General features: G+C 31.8%; 10 protein-coding genes and 1 tRNA gene. 4 read left to right on the forward strand and 7 right to left on the reverse strand.

Annotated features, from left to right (window positions below):
- Positions 1-91: 91 nt before the first annotated feature.
- Positions 92-1,345: a transcription termination factor NusA gene (gene nusA / locus J3S90_RS03090; RefSeq protein ID WP_188048901.1), complete on the reverse strand. Its 1,254-nt coding sequence runs from the start codon at positions 1,343-1,345 to the stop codon at positions 92-94.
- Positions 1,346-1,358: 13 nt separating this feature from the next.
- A complete protein-coding gene (rimP, locus tag J3S90_RS03095; protein ID WP_210644652.1) occupies positions 1,359-1,823 on the reverse strand; it encodes a ribosome assembly cofactor RimP in 465 nt (154 codons plus the stop codon).
- A 178-nt stretch (positions 1,824-2,001) separates the two neighbouring features.
- Between rimP and J3S90_RS03100 the strand changes: the two genes are divergently transcribed.
- Positions 2,002-2,826, forward strand: a complete 825-nt coding sequence (locus J3S90_RS03100) for a universal stress protein (RefSeq protein WP_188048903.1) — start codon at positions 2,002-2,004, stop codon at positions 2,824-2,826.
- Between the two features lie 119 nt (positions 2,827-2,945).
- Here the strand turns inward: J3S90_RS03100 and J3S90_RS03105 are convergent.
- A tRNA-Gln gene (locus tag J3S90_RS03105) sits at positions 2,946-3,016 on the reverse strand.
- A gap of 236 nt (positions 3,017-3,252) precedes the next feature.
- Here J3S90_RS03105 and J3S90_RS03110 point away from each other — a divergent pair.
- Together J3S90_RS03110 and J3S90_RS03115 are read left to right on the forward strand one after the other, a co-directional pair.
- Positions 3,253-6,564, forward strand: a complete 3,312-nt coding sequence (locus J3S90_RS03110) for a glycosyltransferase family 117 protein (RefSeq protein WP_210644654.1) — start codon at positions 3,253-3,255, stop codon at positions 6,562-6,564.
- 126 nt (positions 6,565-6,690) lie between these two features.
- Positions 6,691-7,338, forward strand: a complete 648-nt coding sequence (locus tag J3S90_RS03115) for a polysaccharide deacetylase family protein (protein WP_210644656.1) — start codon at positions 6,691-6,693, stop codon at positions 7,336-7,338.
- 4 nt (positions 7,339-7,342) lie between these two features.
- Here J3S90_RS03115 and J3S90_RS03120 read toward each other — a convergent pair whose 3' ends face one another.
- From J3S90_RS03120 to J3S90_RS03130, 3 genes are all read right to left on the reverse strand, one after another.
- A complete protein-coding gene (locus J3S90_RS03120; RefSeq protein ID WP_210645505.1) occupies positions 7,343-7,639 on the reverse strand; it encodes a thioredoxin family protein in 297 nt (98 codons plus the stop codon).
- A gap of 113 nt (positions 7,640-7,752) precedes the next feature.
- Positions 7,753-9,240 carry a hypothetical protein gene (locus tag J3S90_RS03125; RefSeq protein WP_210644658.1) on the reverse strand — a complete coding sequence of 496 codons (1,488 nt, stop codon included), beginning with the start codon at positions 9,238-9,240 and terminating at the stop codon, positions 7,753-7,755.
- Positions 9,241-9,436: 196 nt separating this feature from the next.
- A complete protein-coding gene (locus tag J3S90_RS03130; RefSeq protein WP_210644660.1) occupies positions 9,437-10,672 on the reverse strand; it encodes a metallophosphoesterase in 1,236 nt (411 codons plus the stop codon).
- 336 nt (positions 10,673-11,008) lie between these two features.
- Here J3S90_RS03130 and polA point away from each other — a divergent pair, with 336 nt between their 5' ends.
- A complete protein-coding gene (gene polA / locus J3S90_RS03135) occupies positions 11,009-13,852 on the forward strand; it encodes a DNA polymerase I (RefSeq protein ID WP_210644662.1) in 2,844 nt (947 codons plus the stop codon).
- Positions 13,853-13,993: 141 nt separating this feature from the next.
- Here the strand turns inward: polA and J3S90_RS03140 are convergent, their stop codons facing one another.
- Complete coding sequence (locus J3S90_RS03140) at positions 13,994-15,019, reverse strand: LacI family DNA-binding transcriptional regulator (RefSeq protein WP_188048910.1); 1,026 nt, start codon at positions 15,017-15,019, stop codon at positions 13,994-13,996.
- Positions 15,020-15,179 lie beyond the last annotated feature (160 nt).

A 15,179-nucleotide genomic window follows, 5' to 3' on the forward strand; every position in this document is an offset into this window, starting at 1 on the left:
TTTTTGTTATTCCTCGCTTTACTTCTAACCCGATACCTACCGAGCAAGAATTCATTGTAAAGCGGCATGTTTATCGTTGAAGAACTATTGACTAACTGTCAAATTCTTCTTTCAATATTCTCATTACATCTAAAATCGTTTCCTCTTCTAGGTCTGTTCTTCTCACTAAATCATCCACATCTTGTTTCAAAATACTTTTTGCAGTATCCAAACCAATTTTTGCGAATTCTTCAATAACCCAGCTTTCAATTTCATCTGAAAACTCCGTTAATTCGACATCATCCTCATCAGCTGTTGCACCAGCAACATCGCCTTCGCGAATAACATCTAACTCATAACCAGTCAAAAGACCCGCTAATTTTATATTATGCCCACCACGACCAATAGCTTTTGAAACTTCTTCAAGCTTCAAGAAAACTTCTGCTCTTTTTGTTTCCTCATTAATTTTGATAGAAGAAACTTTTGCTGGACTTAATGCTCTAGTAATAAACAATTGAATATTACTTGTATAATTGATAACATCAATATTTTCATTTCCTAATTCACGAACAATTCCATGAATACGAGAACCTTTCATACCAACACAAGCTCCAACAGGATCAATACGATCGTCATAAGAATCTACAGCTACTTTTGCTTTTTCACCTGGGATTCTCACTACTTTCTTAACCATGATCAAACCGTCAAAAACTTCAGGAATTTCTTGTTCAAACAATTTTTCTAAAAACTTCTCTGAAGTTCTAGACATAATAATTTGAGGTTTATTTCCTTTCAATTCAACACTTTCGATAATTCCTCTAACGTTATCTCCTTTGCGGAAAAAATCAGAAGGAATTTGTTTTTCTTTTGGTAAAACGATTTCGTTTCCTTCATCATCCACCAAAATAACTACTCTCGGACGCACATGGTGCACTTCAGCAGTATAAATATCACCTATTAAATCTTTAAATTGCTTGTAAAGATTTGTATTATCGTGTTCATGAATTTTTGAAATTAAGTTTTGGCGCAAAGCTAAAATTGCTCTTCTACCTAAATCAATTAATTTCACTTCTTCGGAAACTTCTTCACCAATTTCAAAATCAGGTTCAATTTTTCTAGCTTCTGTTAAAGTGATTTCAAGATGATCAAAATCTAAGTCTTCATCAGCAACGATAACCCTTCTTTGCCATATCTCCATATCGCCTTTGTCTGGATTGATAATAATATCAAAATTATCATCTGATCCGTATTTTTTCTTCAATGCATTTCTAAATACATCTTCTAAAATTGCCATAAGCGTTACACGATCAATAAGTTTATCATCTTTAAACTCTGAGAATGAATCGATTAATGCTAAGTTTTCCATGCGAATTCTTTAATTAAAATGTTACTGTAACAATTGCTTCTTTAATATTTCCATAAGGCAACTTAAGTTCTTTTTGAACTGTCTCCTTGCCTTTTCCTAACTTTTTAGGCTCTCTTGCTTTCCAAGACAAAACTACAAAATCATCATTAGCATCCACTAATTCAGCTTCAATTATTTCTCCCTCAGTCTTAACAATCAATGTTCGACCTATATTTTTCTTATACTGTCTTACTAGTTTCAGTGGTGATCCAACTCCTACCGAAGCTACTTCTAGAGAATAATCTTGCTCCTCTCGGTCTAAATTATTATCGATAAAACGACTCACATCAATACAATCTTGTAATGCAACTCCATCATCACCATCTAAGTTGACGATTACCTTAAAAGCATCAGTTACCACAAGGTCTATCAAAAATATTGATGGGTTCTCTAAAAGACAATCTACCAATAACGTATTTACTTTTTCTTTAAATGTCATAGTTTTTATAAAAAGAGGGGACATATTAGTCCCCTCATTATCTAGATTTTAATAAATAACGGTGCAAATATAGTGTTTTTTTTTATTAACTAAAATAATCGGTTGCTTTAAAAAAAATCCTTACCTTTATTTACGGAAATAAATAAGTATTTTCTCCATAATTTAACACTTTTTAACTATGAAACGCATTTTAGTCCCAACTGATTTTTCTGAATATGCAGAAAATGCACTAAAGACAGCAGCTTTAATCGCCAAAAAAAACAATTCAGAAATCTATTTGTTGCATTTATTAGATTTACCTAACCAAATGAACGATGCTATTACAGCAGGAAGCAGCATTCCCGAAGTAATGTTGTTTATAAAAAAAGCAAATGAAAAATTACAAAAAATAACAGAGCAACCTTACTTAGACGGACTTACAATTTACACTTCGGTACAGTTTGAAAAGGCGTTTGATGGGATTTTAACATTCAACAAGAAAAATGAAATCGATCTAATCGTAATGGGATCTCATGGAACCTCAGGAATGGAAGAAATACTCATTGGATCTAATGCCGAAAAAGTAGTAAGAATGTCTGAAGTACCTGTTTTAGTGATAAAAAAAGACGCAAAAGATCTAAAGTTTGAAAACTTCGTATTTGCTTCAGATTTTTCAGAAGAAACCGTAATACCCTTCAAAAAAATGCTAGAATTCACCAAAGCTTTCAACGCAAATTTATCCTTAGTAACAATTTCAACTCCAAACAGCTTTAAAAACACACTAGAAGCGGAGCAAAAAATGAATGAATTCGTTAAAAACTATGAAATAGAAAACTACTCTTTACATTTATTCAATGACAGCAATATCGAAAACGGTATTAAAAATTTCAGCAAAAAAATAAATGCCGATCTAATTGGGATCTGTACCCACGGAAGAACAGGATTGGCACATTTTTTTAACGGAAGTATCAGTGAGGATTTAGTAAATCATATTAGCAAACCTGTTATCACTTTCAAAATTTAAAACTTCATTACAAGCAAAACCTCAAAACTTTAATAAATTAAAAAAAAGCGATTTAAAAAAAAGTAATTGTAGTTGATTAAATTCCATAAAAAAACCCCTCAAATTTGAGGGGTTTTTTGTTGGTCTACTAGGACTCGAACCTAGAAAGACTGCACCAAAAACAGTTGTGTTACCATTACACCATAGACCAGTATTGCGGTTAGCGAGTGCAAATTTAGAATAAATTTTAGTTTGCACAAACTTTTTACAACTTTTTATCAAAAAAAAATCACTTTTTCAAAAATCAATATTGCCAACTCCACGAAAGATATTCATAATCAATGCTTTATTAAAATACATTACTTTTGCAGAAAATTTTGTTAATGACTACCTCTATAAACAAAAAAACATTTTCTTTGTAGCTTACATTTAAATTAAATTTTCGACATGGCTAAAGCAAGTTTCAATTTCAATAAATGGAATACAATCATTGGTTGGTTTACATTTGGAATCGCATTATTAACCTATACTTTGACAGTTGAGCCAACCATGAGTTTTTGGGATTGTGGCGAATACATAGCTACCGCTGCAAAACTAGAGGTAGGACACCCGCCTGGAGCTCCTCTATATCAAATGATTGGTGCTTTTTTCGCAATGTTTGCTACAAGTAGCACAAAAATCGCGTTAATGGTCAACATGATGTCAGTTTTCTCTAGTGCCTTTACCATTTTATTCTTGTTTTGGTCTTCGTCAATAATTTTAAGAAAACTTGTTGCTCGTTTTTCTGATTCAAAAAACAACGAAACATTAGAAAATAATACCAATAAAAATAACGATATCGTTGTATTAGGAAGCTCATTTGTTGGAGCTCTAGCGTACACATTCTCAGATAGCTTTTGGTTTAATGCCGTTGAAGCAGAAGTTTATGCAATGGCTTCTTTATTTATTGCATTACTATTCTGGTTAGGTTTAAGATGGGAACAAGATATGAACACACCAAGAGGAAACAGATGGTTGCTACTTATATCTCTTGTAGTTGGACTTTCTTTTGGAGTTCACTTTATGGCTTTGTTAACAATTCCTGCAATTGGATTTCTTTACTTTTTCAAAAATTATAAAGTTGTAACGATTAAAAATTTCATTATTGCAAATATTGTAGTTGTTGGAATCTTACTTTTTATTTTTAAACTGCTATTGCCTTTGACAATGGGATTCTTTGGAGAAACAGAAGTTTTTATGGTTAACAGTTTAGGTTTACCATTTGATTCTGGAACTCTTTTTGTAGCTATTTTGTTAATTGCCTTGTTTTACTTTGGTTTAAAATACACCAATAAAAAAGGGTTAGTAACTTACAATACTCTTATACTTTGTATCCTTTTTATCTTGATTGGTTTCTCTACTTGGATTATGCTTCCGGTACGTGCAAATGCAAATACTGTAATTAATGAAAATAAACCTTCGGATGCACGTGAAGTTCTAGCCTATTATAACAGAGAACAATACGGAGTCAATCCTTTGTTTTACGGACCTCAATACACAGAGAATTTTGCAGGACTTGACAAAAACAATCCTTACCTAGACAAAGCTCCTAACTACGAGAGAGATTATAAAACAGGAAAATATGTTATTGTAAATAATTACAAAAATGCCGGACAAAATTCTGATGATAATCATAAAACATTTTTACCAAGAATGTGGAGTGATGGACATATTGAAAACTACATGAACTTTACAAATCCTCCTACTTTCAGATTTAACCCTGATTATCCGTATGAAGAGGATTTAGCTAAGTACGGTATTGATGCTAGCCAATTAAGTGAAGAAGATTACAACAAGGCAATTGCTCAACTGAAACAGGAAACTGAAAAAACGATAAACGAATTTAGACATGCTTATGCCCAAAAACAGATTGACAACGAAGGGTATATCAAATTCCTAAAAAGCTATAGTAATTATTTAATTGTTGATAAGCCTACAACTGTAGACAACCTTGGGTTTATGGTCGAGTATCAATTTGGTTATATGTACTGGAGGTATTTGATGTGGAACTTTGTTGGCCGTCAGAACGACATTCAAGGAAGGTATGATTACTTAGATGGCAACTGGTTAAGCGGGATCTCCTTTATAGATAACTTACATTTAGGAAGTCAAGATAACTTACCGTCTGATGTACTTAATAACAAAGGTCGTAATGTCTATTTCTTTTTACCGTTTATTCTGGGACTTATTGGATTAATGTATCACGCTAACAAAGATTTAAAAAGCTTTTATGTCTTACTCGCTTTATTTCTTTTTACCGGTATAGCATTAAAAATTTACTTGAACGAAAGGCCCTTTGAACCTCGAGAACGAGATTACGCCTTAGTTGGTTCTTTTTATGTATTTGCGATCTGGATTGGATTTGGAGTTTACGCATTGTATGAAAGTGCGCAAAAATATTTAGCTCCCAAAATAGCAGGTCCGCTTATTATTGCAGCAAGTTTATTAGCCGCTCCAGTACTAATGGCTTCTCAAAACTGGGATGATCACGATCGTTCTGGAAAATATACTGCTACTGCAATTGCAAAAGCATATCTTACTTCTTGTGACCCTAACGCTATATTATTTACAATTGGCGATAACGACACTTTCCCTTTATGGTATGCCCAAGAGATAGAAGGAGTTAGAACTGATGTTAAAATAGTAAATACTAGTCTTTTTATGACTGATTGGTATATTGATCAGATGAAAACTAAAACCTATGAAGCAGAACCTTTGCCTATTTCATTTACACACGAACAATATGTAGGTGATAATTTGGATTATGTAGCTTATATTCCTAAGGTGCAAAGTCGATGGGATATAAAAGATTTTATGGACTTTATCAAAAATCCAAAATCGACAGTTGAAATGCAAAACGGACAAACTATTCATTTTTATCCAACCAATAAAATTAGAATTCCTGTAGATAAAAACATAATTATAAAAAACAAAGTAGTTTCTGCGCAATTCAACGATTCTATTGTTCCTTATATTGATATTGACATTAAAGGAAACGCATTATATAAAAACAGGTTAATGATGCTTGACATTGTAGCCAACAACAATTGGAAAAGACCAATTTATTTTAGCGGTGGTGCTTTTGACAATGAAGATTACATCTGGATGAAGGAATACCTGCAATTAGAAGGAATGGTTTATAAATTAGTACCTGTAAAAACAGCTTTAGCAAAAGATGCTAGTCCACTAGAAATGGGTCAAGTAGATGCTGATAAGATGTACTCTAAAGTAATGGAATGGGATTGGGGAAATAGCGATAGTCCGAAAATATACCATGACCCAGAAACAAGAAAAAATAGTATTAATTATCGCTCTTATCTTTCTAGATTAATGAATCAGCTGATTCTTGAAGGAAAAAAAGATAAAGCTAAAAAAATAATCGATTTGGCTATGACAAAAATGCCTATTGATAATTTTGGATATTATTCCTTAGTCGAACCTTACGCTGGCGGCTATTATAAAATTGGAGAAAAACAAAAAGCACAACAATTACTCCAAAAGCTTATTGGTAAATACCAAGAAAACCTTAATTATTACGGCAAGCTAAAAGCTTCAGAACAAAGTAGTATTGCTACACCAATTATTATTGACATTGAGCGCTACAGAAGTTTATTGCAAGTGATGAAGGAAAATGGAGATTTAGATTTCTACAATAAAAATAAAATTACTTTTAATACTTACATAAAGATGTTCGAACGTTTTGAACGTGAAAAAGAGTAATTACTTTACATAATTTTAAAATGAGTTAATTAGAAATAAAGGCAACTGCAATCATTTCTAATTAACTCATTTTTATTTTCAGCAAGTCGTTTTATAAATTAATTACTATTTTCTATTATTCTAATTATGAAATTATATTGGATAAACACACATTGGATAATTAAAAAGCTATTTTCTGGGTTTATTTGGGATAAAACCAATACTAAAAACACAGTTTATCTCACGTTTGATGATGGACCAATTCCTGAAGTTACCCAGTGGGTTATAGAAACACTAAAGGGATATAATGCTAAAGCCACTTTTTTTTGCATTGGCGATAATATCGATAAAAATCCAGCGGTATTTAAAAAAATTGAAGACGATGGTCATGGTATAGGAAACCACACCTACAATCATTTGAACGGCTGGAAAACAAAAAACAAAATCTATTTAGACAACATTAAGAAATGTGAAGAAAAATTGCAGCACAGTCTTAAAAAAAAGAACAATCTACAATCAAAACTTTTTAGGCCGCCTTATGGAAAGCTAAAAAATGCCCAATATAGAGCGATTAGGCAATTAGGATATAAAATAATAATGTGGGACATATTAAGTGCCGACTTTGATCCATTTATTTCTAAAGAAAAATGTTTAGAAAACGTATTGACCAATATAAAATCAGGTAGCATTATTGTTTTTCATGACAGCATCAAAGCTTCTAATAACTTAGAATATGCATTACCCAAAACATTAGAATATTTAAAACAAAATAATTTTACTTGTGGTATTTTATAAAATGCTATAACTGATCTTGAACAATACCAATAAGAGTATTAGCATCTAACTCACCCGACTGTCTCCATATCATTTGACCTTGCTTATAAATCATTAAAGTGGGCACTCCTTTTATACGAAGTGCCTCGGCCAACTCTTGATTTTTATCAACATCTATTTTAATAACTTTTGCTTTATCTCCAAGAGCAGCTGCAACATCTCTTATTACAGGATGCATAGATACTGATGGTTCGTTCCACTCGGTGTAAAAATCAATTAACACGGGGACTTGCGTATTTATAAGTTCTCCAAATTTTGACATAAATTTGATTTTATTAATAATAAATAATTTATAATGACAATTTGCCAATGTAAATCTATTACTTAAAATTATTTATACTAAAATAATTTATTTAATATTATATTTTATAAAAATTATCTAACAATAATTGTAAGATTAGGAACTATCGGATCCCCAGTTACACCTGTAAATCTTTGAATAAATACTTCAATATAATCATTGTTATTTAATTCAATGTTAGCATTCATAGGAAGAACTAATATATCGTTAGCTACTTGACCTCTACCATAAACTTTATATTGTGTTACAGCAGTTCCGTTTTTAGCAAGGTAAACAATGTAAGTTGCAGCACCTGGAACTTGAATAGAAATTGATCCAGAAACTTGAAAAATTCTTTTCTTTTTACCTAAGTATCTCAATCTATTTGGACTATCCGATGAAAATCTAAATAAATTAGAGGTTGGAGAAATAGTAGTGCCAGTACCAACCTTAACAATATTACTTGGATTTGAATTATTTGTGGATACCGATATTCCTGTCCCAACTCCATAATCCATTGAAAAACCTCCACCTGCATCAGCATCGGTTTCATTAGGAATACCTGCAGACCTAACATTCCAACTATTATTAAAATTATAACCGGAATAAGTTCCTAATGTGTAAGGATTAACATATTGAGTAGATGCTCCTGTAAAAACAACAGATTCCATAACTGCATCACTATTGATGGTAGGATTTGAAGACACATCAACTCCAATCGCACCAGACTTAACATCACTAAATCCTCCTAATTTTTGCAATAAATTAAAACTACCCGAAAATGTCTCAAATGTACCAGAATTGTTTCCAAACCAACCGATATTACTCAATAAAAGTTGTGCAACATTAGAGTACGTAATCCCTGTAGTGTTTGAAGCGTATTGTACCACTGCAAAAAACACTAAATTAAAACCACTAATTGTACCAACACTATTACATCCAGCGATTATACAGTCTCTAACGATTAGATTTTGAGTTCCTACTAAGGGAGTTCCAGTAGCATCCCCTGTTAAATTAAATACTTGTAAAGTTCCAGCAGCCTTTGATATTGTAATATTTTTTATTGTTCCACCTTGAGTACCTTGAAATAAGGTTCCAGAATTTTTGATTAATCTATCTTCGTTTGCATCTAAACCAACTAAATAAGCGTTATTTATATCAATAGGAAAATCTACTATAATAGTTCCGTTAACTTCATAGTAAGTATCTGTTGCTAAAACATAAGTTGAACCAACCTTCTCTGGAGCTAAATCAGCTATAGACTTAATTCTTTTAAATTTAGATCTACCATTTACATCACTATTTACCCTATTCCAAGAAGAGGTAGTAGTATTATAATAATAAAATGATTTTAAGGTTATATCATAAACGATTAATCCATCTGCTGGAGCAGGACTTGTGATGGCTAATCTTTGAGCTGTGGTCATTCTAGGAGTTAACATTCCTTTCGTTGTCGAAGAAACATCTAGCATAGCACTAGCATTAGGTGTTATAGTTCCTATTCCTACTTGGGCATAAGATTGCACCATGCAAAACATAAATGCAAAAATCCAAAAGTTGCGTTTTAAAGTAATTTTTTTCATAATAAGGTCTGTTTATCTTTTAGATTTTGGGAATCATATACGCTAATTTACTACTATTAATAGAATTAGAACTTGCATAATAGTAAAAAAAGATCAAAAATGAAAAATTTAAGCTAATAAATATCAAATATAATATTTTTAACCAGTTTTTTTTTATTTATTATGTAACCATTTAAAACTTGTGATAGAAATTAAATTAGGCAATTCCACTACCTCTTTTTAGTTCTATAACGGTAATCTCGGGCATAATTCCTACTCTTCCAGGATAAGCATGAAATCCAAAACCTCTATTTACATAAACGTATCTCCCCATATGCTCATACAAACCGGCCCATTGCTTATAAACATATTGTGCTAAACTCCATTTAAAATAGCCAGGAATTTCGATACCAAATTGCATACCGTGCGTATGACCTGAAAGTGTTAATTGGTAATGTTTTTTATCGTGTTGTACTACATGATCCCAATGAGAGGGATCATGACTCATCAAAATTTTAAAATCTTCTTTTTGCAATACTCCCGCAGCTTTGTTTAAATCTCCTGCTTGCTTAAAATTATGACCCCAATTCTCTACTCCTACCAATGCTATTTTAGAATCCCCTTTTTGAATAAAAGTATGTTCATTCAACATCAAATCGAAACCTATTTGACCATATAAGTTTTTAATTGCTTTGAAATTTTCTTCTTTTGCTGTCTCATTAGGCCATGTTACGTATTCACCATAATCATGATTCCCAAGTACCGCATATTTGCCATACTCGTGTTTTTTAATTCTATTAAACGTTTCAATCCAAGGATGCATTTCTTTTGCATGTGTGTTGACAATATCTCCGGTAAACAAAATCAAGTCTGAATTTTGCTCATTTACCAAATCAATTGCATAATTTATCTTTTCAGCATTGTCAAAACTACCGCTGTGAACATCTGATATTTGAGTAATAGTAAAACCATCAAAATCTTCTGGCAAATCAGGAAAGAAAATACGTTGTTTGATCACTTTGTAATTATATTTTCCAACAGTTACACCGTAAATCAAAGACAGAAATGGAATAGTAGCAATTCCTAAACCAATTTGACTAACGAACTTGCGTCGCGATTCAAAAAAATCAGCTTCTTTATCATAATTAATAAAGTAATTAACGGTTCCGGCACCTAATCTAAAAATATCTTCGCCTAATAAAAATAACGTCAAAATTAATTTTGGCACATAAACGATCAGCAATAGCGCCATCGTAATCATTGTTTGATGTGTTTGACCTACACTACGATCAAATTGCATTAAAGAATAAACAATATATATCAGAAATAAAATACTCAAACTCTCTACTACGATCAAAACTGGCCTCGATCTTATGAGCGTTTTTAAGGCTTGAAAAGTATATAATTCGACAATAGTAACAATAACAAATAGCAGCGCGAAACGAAAGATCATTTTAATTTAATTTTAAACAAAATAACAAATTAAGAAAACACAATTGGTTTTTATTAATCTAAATTTAACTAAATATACACTTTCGTATAAGGGATAATCTGATTAAATTTAAAAACACTACTGTTTCTAGGTTACAACAAAAGCCTATTGCAAAAACTTAAATATTTTTTATTAAACAAAAAAAACTAGCTCTAAAACTAAGAACAATCATAATTTAGTACAAAAAAACAGCATTAAAAGCTATACCTAAACAAACGATCTTAGATAAATAAACCAAACCTACACTTCTTTATCTATGCAATTTTGTACTTTTGAAAACTATACAAAATAATACTCATGTCACAACAAAAACGCTTATTCTTACTGGATGCTTACGCTTTAATTTTTAGAGGTTATTATGCCTTTATAAAAAACCCAAGAATTAATTCTAAAGGAATGGATACTTCGGCTATAATGGGTTTTATGAACTCCTTAATGGATGTCATAAAAAGAGAAAAACCAGATCATTTAGCTGTAGCTTTTGATAAAGGCGGAAGTCAATTACGAAATGATATTTTCCCGGAATATAAAGCGCACCGTGACGCCACTCCCGAAGCTATAAAGATTGCAATTCCTTACATTCAAGATTTATTGACCGCAATGCATATTCCTATTATAGAAGTTTCTGGATTTGAAGCTGATGACTTGATAGGCACGATTGCAAAACAGGCAGAAAAACAAAACTACCAAGTTTTTATGGTTACACCCGATAAGGATTTTGCTCAGTTAGTTTCCGAAAACATTTTTATGTACAAACCCGCTAGAATGGGCAACGGTATAGAAATATGGGGCGTTCCAGAAGTCTTAGCTAAATTTGAAATCGAGAGACCTGACCAAGTAATAGATTTTCTGGGAATGATGGGAGATGCTGCAGATAATATTCCCGGACTTCCAGGAGTAGGAGAAGTGACTGCTAAAAAATTATTGAAGGAATTTGGAACCATGGAAAACCTTTTAGCCAATACGGATAAACTAAAAGGAAAAATGAAGGAAAATATAGAAGCCAATAAAGAAAAAGGATTACTATCTAAAACCTTGGCCACTATATTATTGGATTGTCCCGTTCAGTTTAATGAGGATGATTATGAATTATCAAAACCTGACGTAGAAAAAACTGATGCTTTATTTCAGGAACTAGAATTTCGTCAAATGAAAGCGCAATTTGACAAATTATACAATCCTTCTGCAGCAGAAAATGAAACTAGTGACGGTACTGATGAAAAAACTTCAAAAAAATTACCTGCAAAAAAAACCAATGAAGAACAGTTTGATTTGTTTGGCTTTTCTGAAGAAAATAACGATGAAGTAAAATCAAATTCTTTCTATGCAACATTAGAAAATACGGACCACAACTACACTTATGTTCAAGGAGATTTAGGAGTAAAGCTTTTTATACAGAATTTAATGAAGCAAACTTCGGTTTGTTTTGATACAGAAACAACTGGAATTGATGCTTTAAATGCAGAATTAGTAGGAATCTCTTTCGCTTGGGAAAAAGGAAAAGCATTTTATGTTCCGTTTCCAGAAAATCGAGAAGAAACACAGCTTCTTATTGATAAATTTAAACCTTTTTTCGAAAGTGAATCGATAGAGAAAATTGGACAAAACATAAAATACGATTTAAAAATAGTAGCACAATACGGCGTTGAAATTAAAGGAAAACTTTTTGACACGATGATTGCACATTATTTAATTAATCCTGATATGCGTCATAATATGGATATTTTATCAGAAACGTATTTAAAATATTCACCCAAATCAATTGAAGAATTAATTGGAAAAAAAGGGAAAAACCAAAAATCAATGCGCGATGTTGCATTAGAAGAGATTAAAGAATATGCTGCTGAAGATGCAGATATCACTTATCAATTGAAACAAAATTTTTCTCCAATTCTGGATAAAGCAGAAACGAAAAAATTATTTGAGGAGATCGAAATTCCTTTAATTCCCGTTTTAGCAGCAATGGAATTAGAAGGAATTAATCTTGATGTTCCTTTTCTAAAATCGATGTCTGTTGAAATGGCGGCAGAAAGCAATGCGCTGGAGCAAAAAATTTACGAAACGGCTGGTGAAAAATTCAATTTAGCATCCCCAAAACAACTAGGTGATGTCCTTTTTGACAAAATGAAAATTGGTGGAGCCAAACAAAAGAAAACTAAAACAGGTCAGTATGCAACTGGAGAAGAAATTTTATCCTATTTAGCAAACGACAATCCTATTGTAAAAGATATTTTAGAATGGCGCCAAATGGTAAAATTGCAAAGTACTTACATAGATGCTTTACCCAATCAAGTTGATACAAAAACGGGTCGTGTACACACTGATTACATGCAAACCGTCGCTGCTACAGGACGTTTAAGTTCTAACAATCCGAATTTACAAAACATACCCGTTCGAACGGAAAGAGGCCGTTTGATTCGTAAAGCGTTCATACCTCGCGACGAAAATTACACCTTAATTTCTGCGGATTATTCCCAAATTGAATTGCGCATTATTGCTGCTTTATCTGGTGAAGAAAACATGATAAAAGCGTTTCAAAACAACGAAGATATTCATAAAAGTACCGCAGCCAAAGTATTCAACGTTCCTTTAGAAGAAGTGACAAAAGAACAACGTAGCAATGCTAAAACAGTAAATTTCGGAATTATATATGGTGTTTCTGCCTTTGGACTTTCGAATCAGACTTCACTTTCGCGCAAAGAAAGTGCTGAATTGATTGATGCGTATTATAACACTTATCCGAAACTAAAATCGTACATGGCCAATCAAGTAGATTTTGCTAGAGAAAACGGATATGTTCAAACTGTTTTAGGAAGAAGAAGATACCTGAAAGACATTAACTCTGCCAACATGATGATAAAAAGTGGCGCCGAACGAAATGCTGTAAATGCACCCATTCAAGGAAGTGCCGCTGACATTATAAAAATTGCAATGATTAATATTCATAAAAAATTAATAAATGAAAATTGGAAATCAAAAATGCTGCTGCAAGTACATGATGAGCTTGTTTTTGATGTTCATAACTCTGAATTAGAAAAAATTCAACCTATGATTAAGCATGAAATGGAAAATGCTTTCAAACTAGATGTGCCTTTAGAAGTAGAAATAGGAATAGGTAAAAACTGGTTAGAAGCGCATTAAAAGCACTAGTCAGTTGTCAGTGATAAACTAGTTGTCACCAAGAATAAAACAATCACATTAATTTTAAATAAGATTGTGTGCTTTCTCGCAATGACAATAATCCAAAAAAAAATCCATCTAATCGATGGATTTTTTTGTTTTTTATAACTTCCTGGTAGATTCTCTTTCTTTCAGTTTAGTTTTAATAACCTTGGTTTCATAAGGAACATGCTCTTCTTTAGACTCCAACCTATCAATAAGCAATTTAGCAGCAACCTCACCTATTTCTATTCCGTGTTGGCTTACTGTTGTTAATCGCGGTGACAATCTTCTCGAAGCTAAGATGCCGTCAGCAAATCCAATTACAGAAAGTTGTTCGGGTATTTTATATCCTTTTTTAAGTCCAATTTTTAATGCGGCAACAGAATCGGTTTCTTCTAAAGCAAAAATTCCGTCAATGGTATTATTATCAAGAATTCCTTCTATTTTGTCATTCAAATTTTCTTCAGAATCAGTTCTAAGAATAATATCTTTATTTACAGGAATATTATTAATTTCTAAAGCTTCTAGATATCCTTGAACTCTTAATTTACCCACACTCAAATTGTCTATAGAAGACAATAATGCAATGTTTTTACATCCAAGATTTATCAAATGTTGTGTAGCATTCAAAGCAGAATCAAAATCATCTACTATAACTTTGTCACAATCAACACCTTCGGCAATCCTATCAAACATAACAATGGGAGTTCCGTCATTAATAATTCTAGAAAAATGTTCATATTCTTGATTTTTTTGTGCCTCTTCAGAAACCGAAACAATAAAACCATCAATAGTCCCATTACTCAACATTTCCATAGTATGCTCTTCTTTTTCTAGCGATTCATTAGAAATACACATAATTACATTGTACCCATTTTCATCTGCAATTTTCTCGATCCCACTAAAAACTTTTGCAAAAAAAGAGTTTAATATATTTGGAATAATAACACCTATAGTCTTCGTTTTTCTATTTTTAAGATTTAAACCAATAACATTGGGTTTATAATTTTTAAGTTTAGCATATTCCTTAATTTTAACTTTGGTTAACTCACTAATCTCCGGACTATCATTTAGCGCTTTTGAAACTGTAGAAACAGAAACATTGAGTTCTTTTGCGATTTGTTTTAAAGTAGCTTTAACTTTCATAAATAAATTAAATATATAAAATGGAAAAAATCCATTAATGAGACAAAGCAATGTTTAGAATAATAAACATAGTATAAACAAAAATAGTTTATATAATACACAATAGGGCTCTAAAAAATAAGAAATACTCAATATTTTATAAAAAACAAAAGACCACTAG

This window comes from Flavobacterium flabelliforme, from assembly GCF_017948675.1.
Taxonomy (GTDB): domain Bacteria; phylum Bacteroidota; class Bacteroidia; order Flavobacteriales; family Flavobacteriaceae; genus Flavobacterium; species Flavobacterium pygoscelis.

Coding starts and splice junctions, on each gene's coding strand:
- nusA (WP_188048901.1), bottom strand. CDS start 1,345: ATGGAAAACTTAGCATTAATCGATTCATTCTCAGAGTTTAAAGATGAT.
- rimP (WP_210644652.1), bottom strand. CDS start 1,823: ATGACATTTAAAGAAAAAGTAAATACGTTATTGGTAGATTGTCTTTTA.
- J3S90_RS03100 (WP_188048903.1), top strand. CDS start 2,002: ATGAAACGCATTTTAGTCCCAACTGATTTTTCTGAATATGCAGAAAAT.
- J3S90_RS03110 (WP_210644654.1), top strand. CDS start 3,253: ATGGCTAAAGCAAGTTTCAATTTCAATAAATGGAATACAATCATTGGT.
- J3S90_RS03115 (WP_210644656.1), top strand. CDS start 6,691: ATGAAATTATATTGGATAAACACACATTGGATAATTAAAAAGCTATTT.
- J3S90_RS03120 (WP_210645505.1), bottom strand. CDS start 7,639: ATGTCAAAATTTGGAGAACTTATAAATACGCAAGTCCCCGTGTTAATT.
- J3S90_RS03125 (WP_210644658.1), bottom strand. CDS start 9,240: ATGAAAAAAATTACTTTAAAACGCAACTTTTGGATTTTTGCATTTATG.
- J3S90_RS03130 (WP_210644660.1), bottom strand. CDS start 10,672: ATGATCTTTCGTTTCGCGCTGCTATTTGTTATTGTTACTATTGTCGAA.
- polA (WP_210644662.1), top strand. CDS start 11,009: ATGTCACAACAAAAACGCTTATTCTTACTGGATGCTTACGCTTTAATT.
- J3S90_RS03140 (WP_188048910.1), bottom strand. CDS start 15,019: ATGAAAGTTAAAGCTACTTTAAAACAAATCGCAAAAGAACTCAATGTT.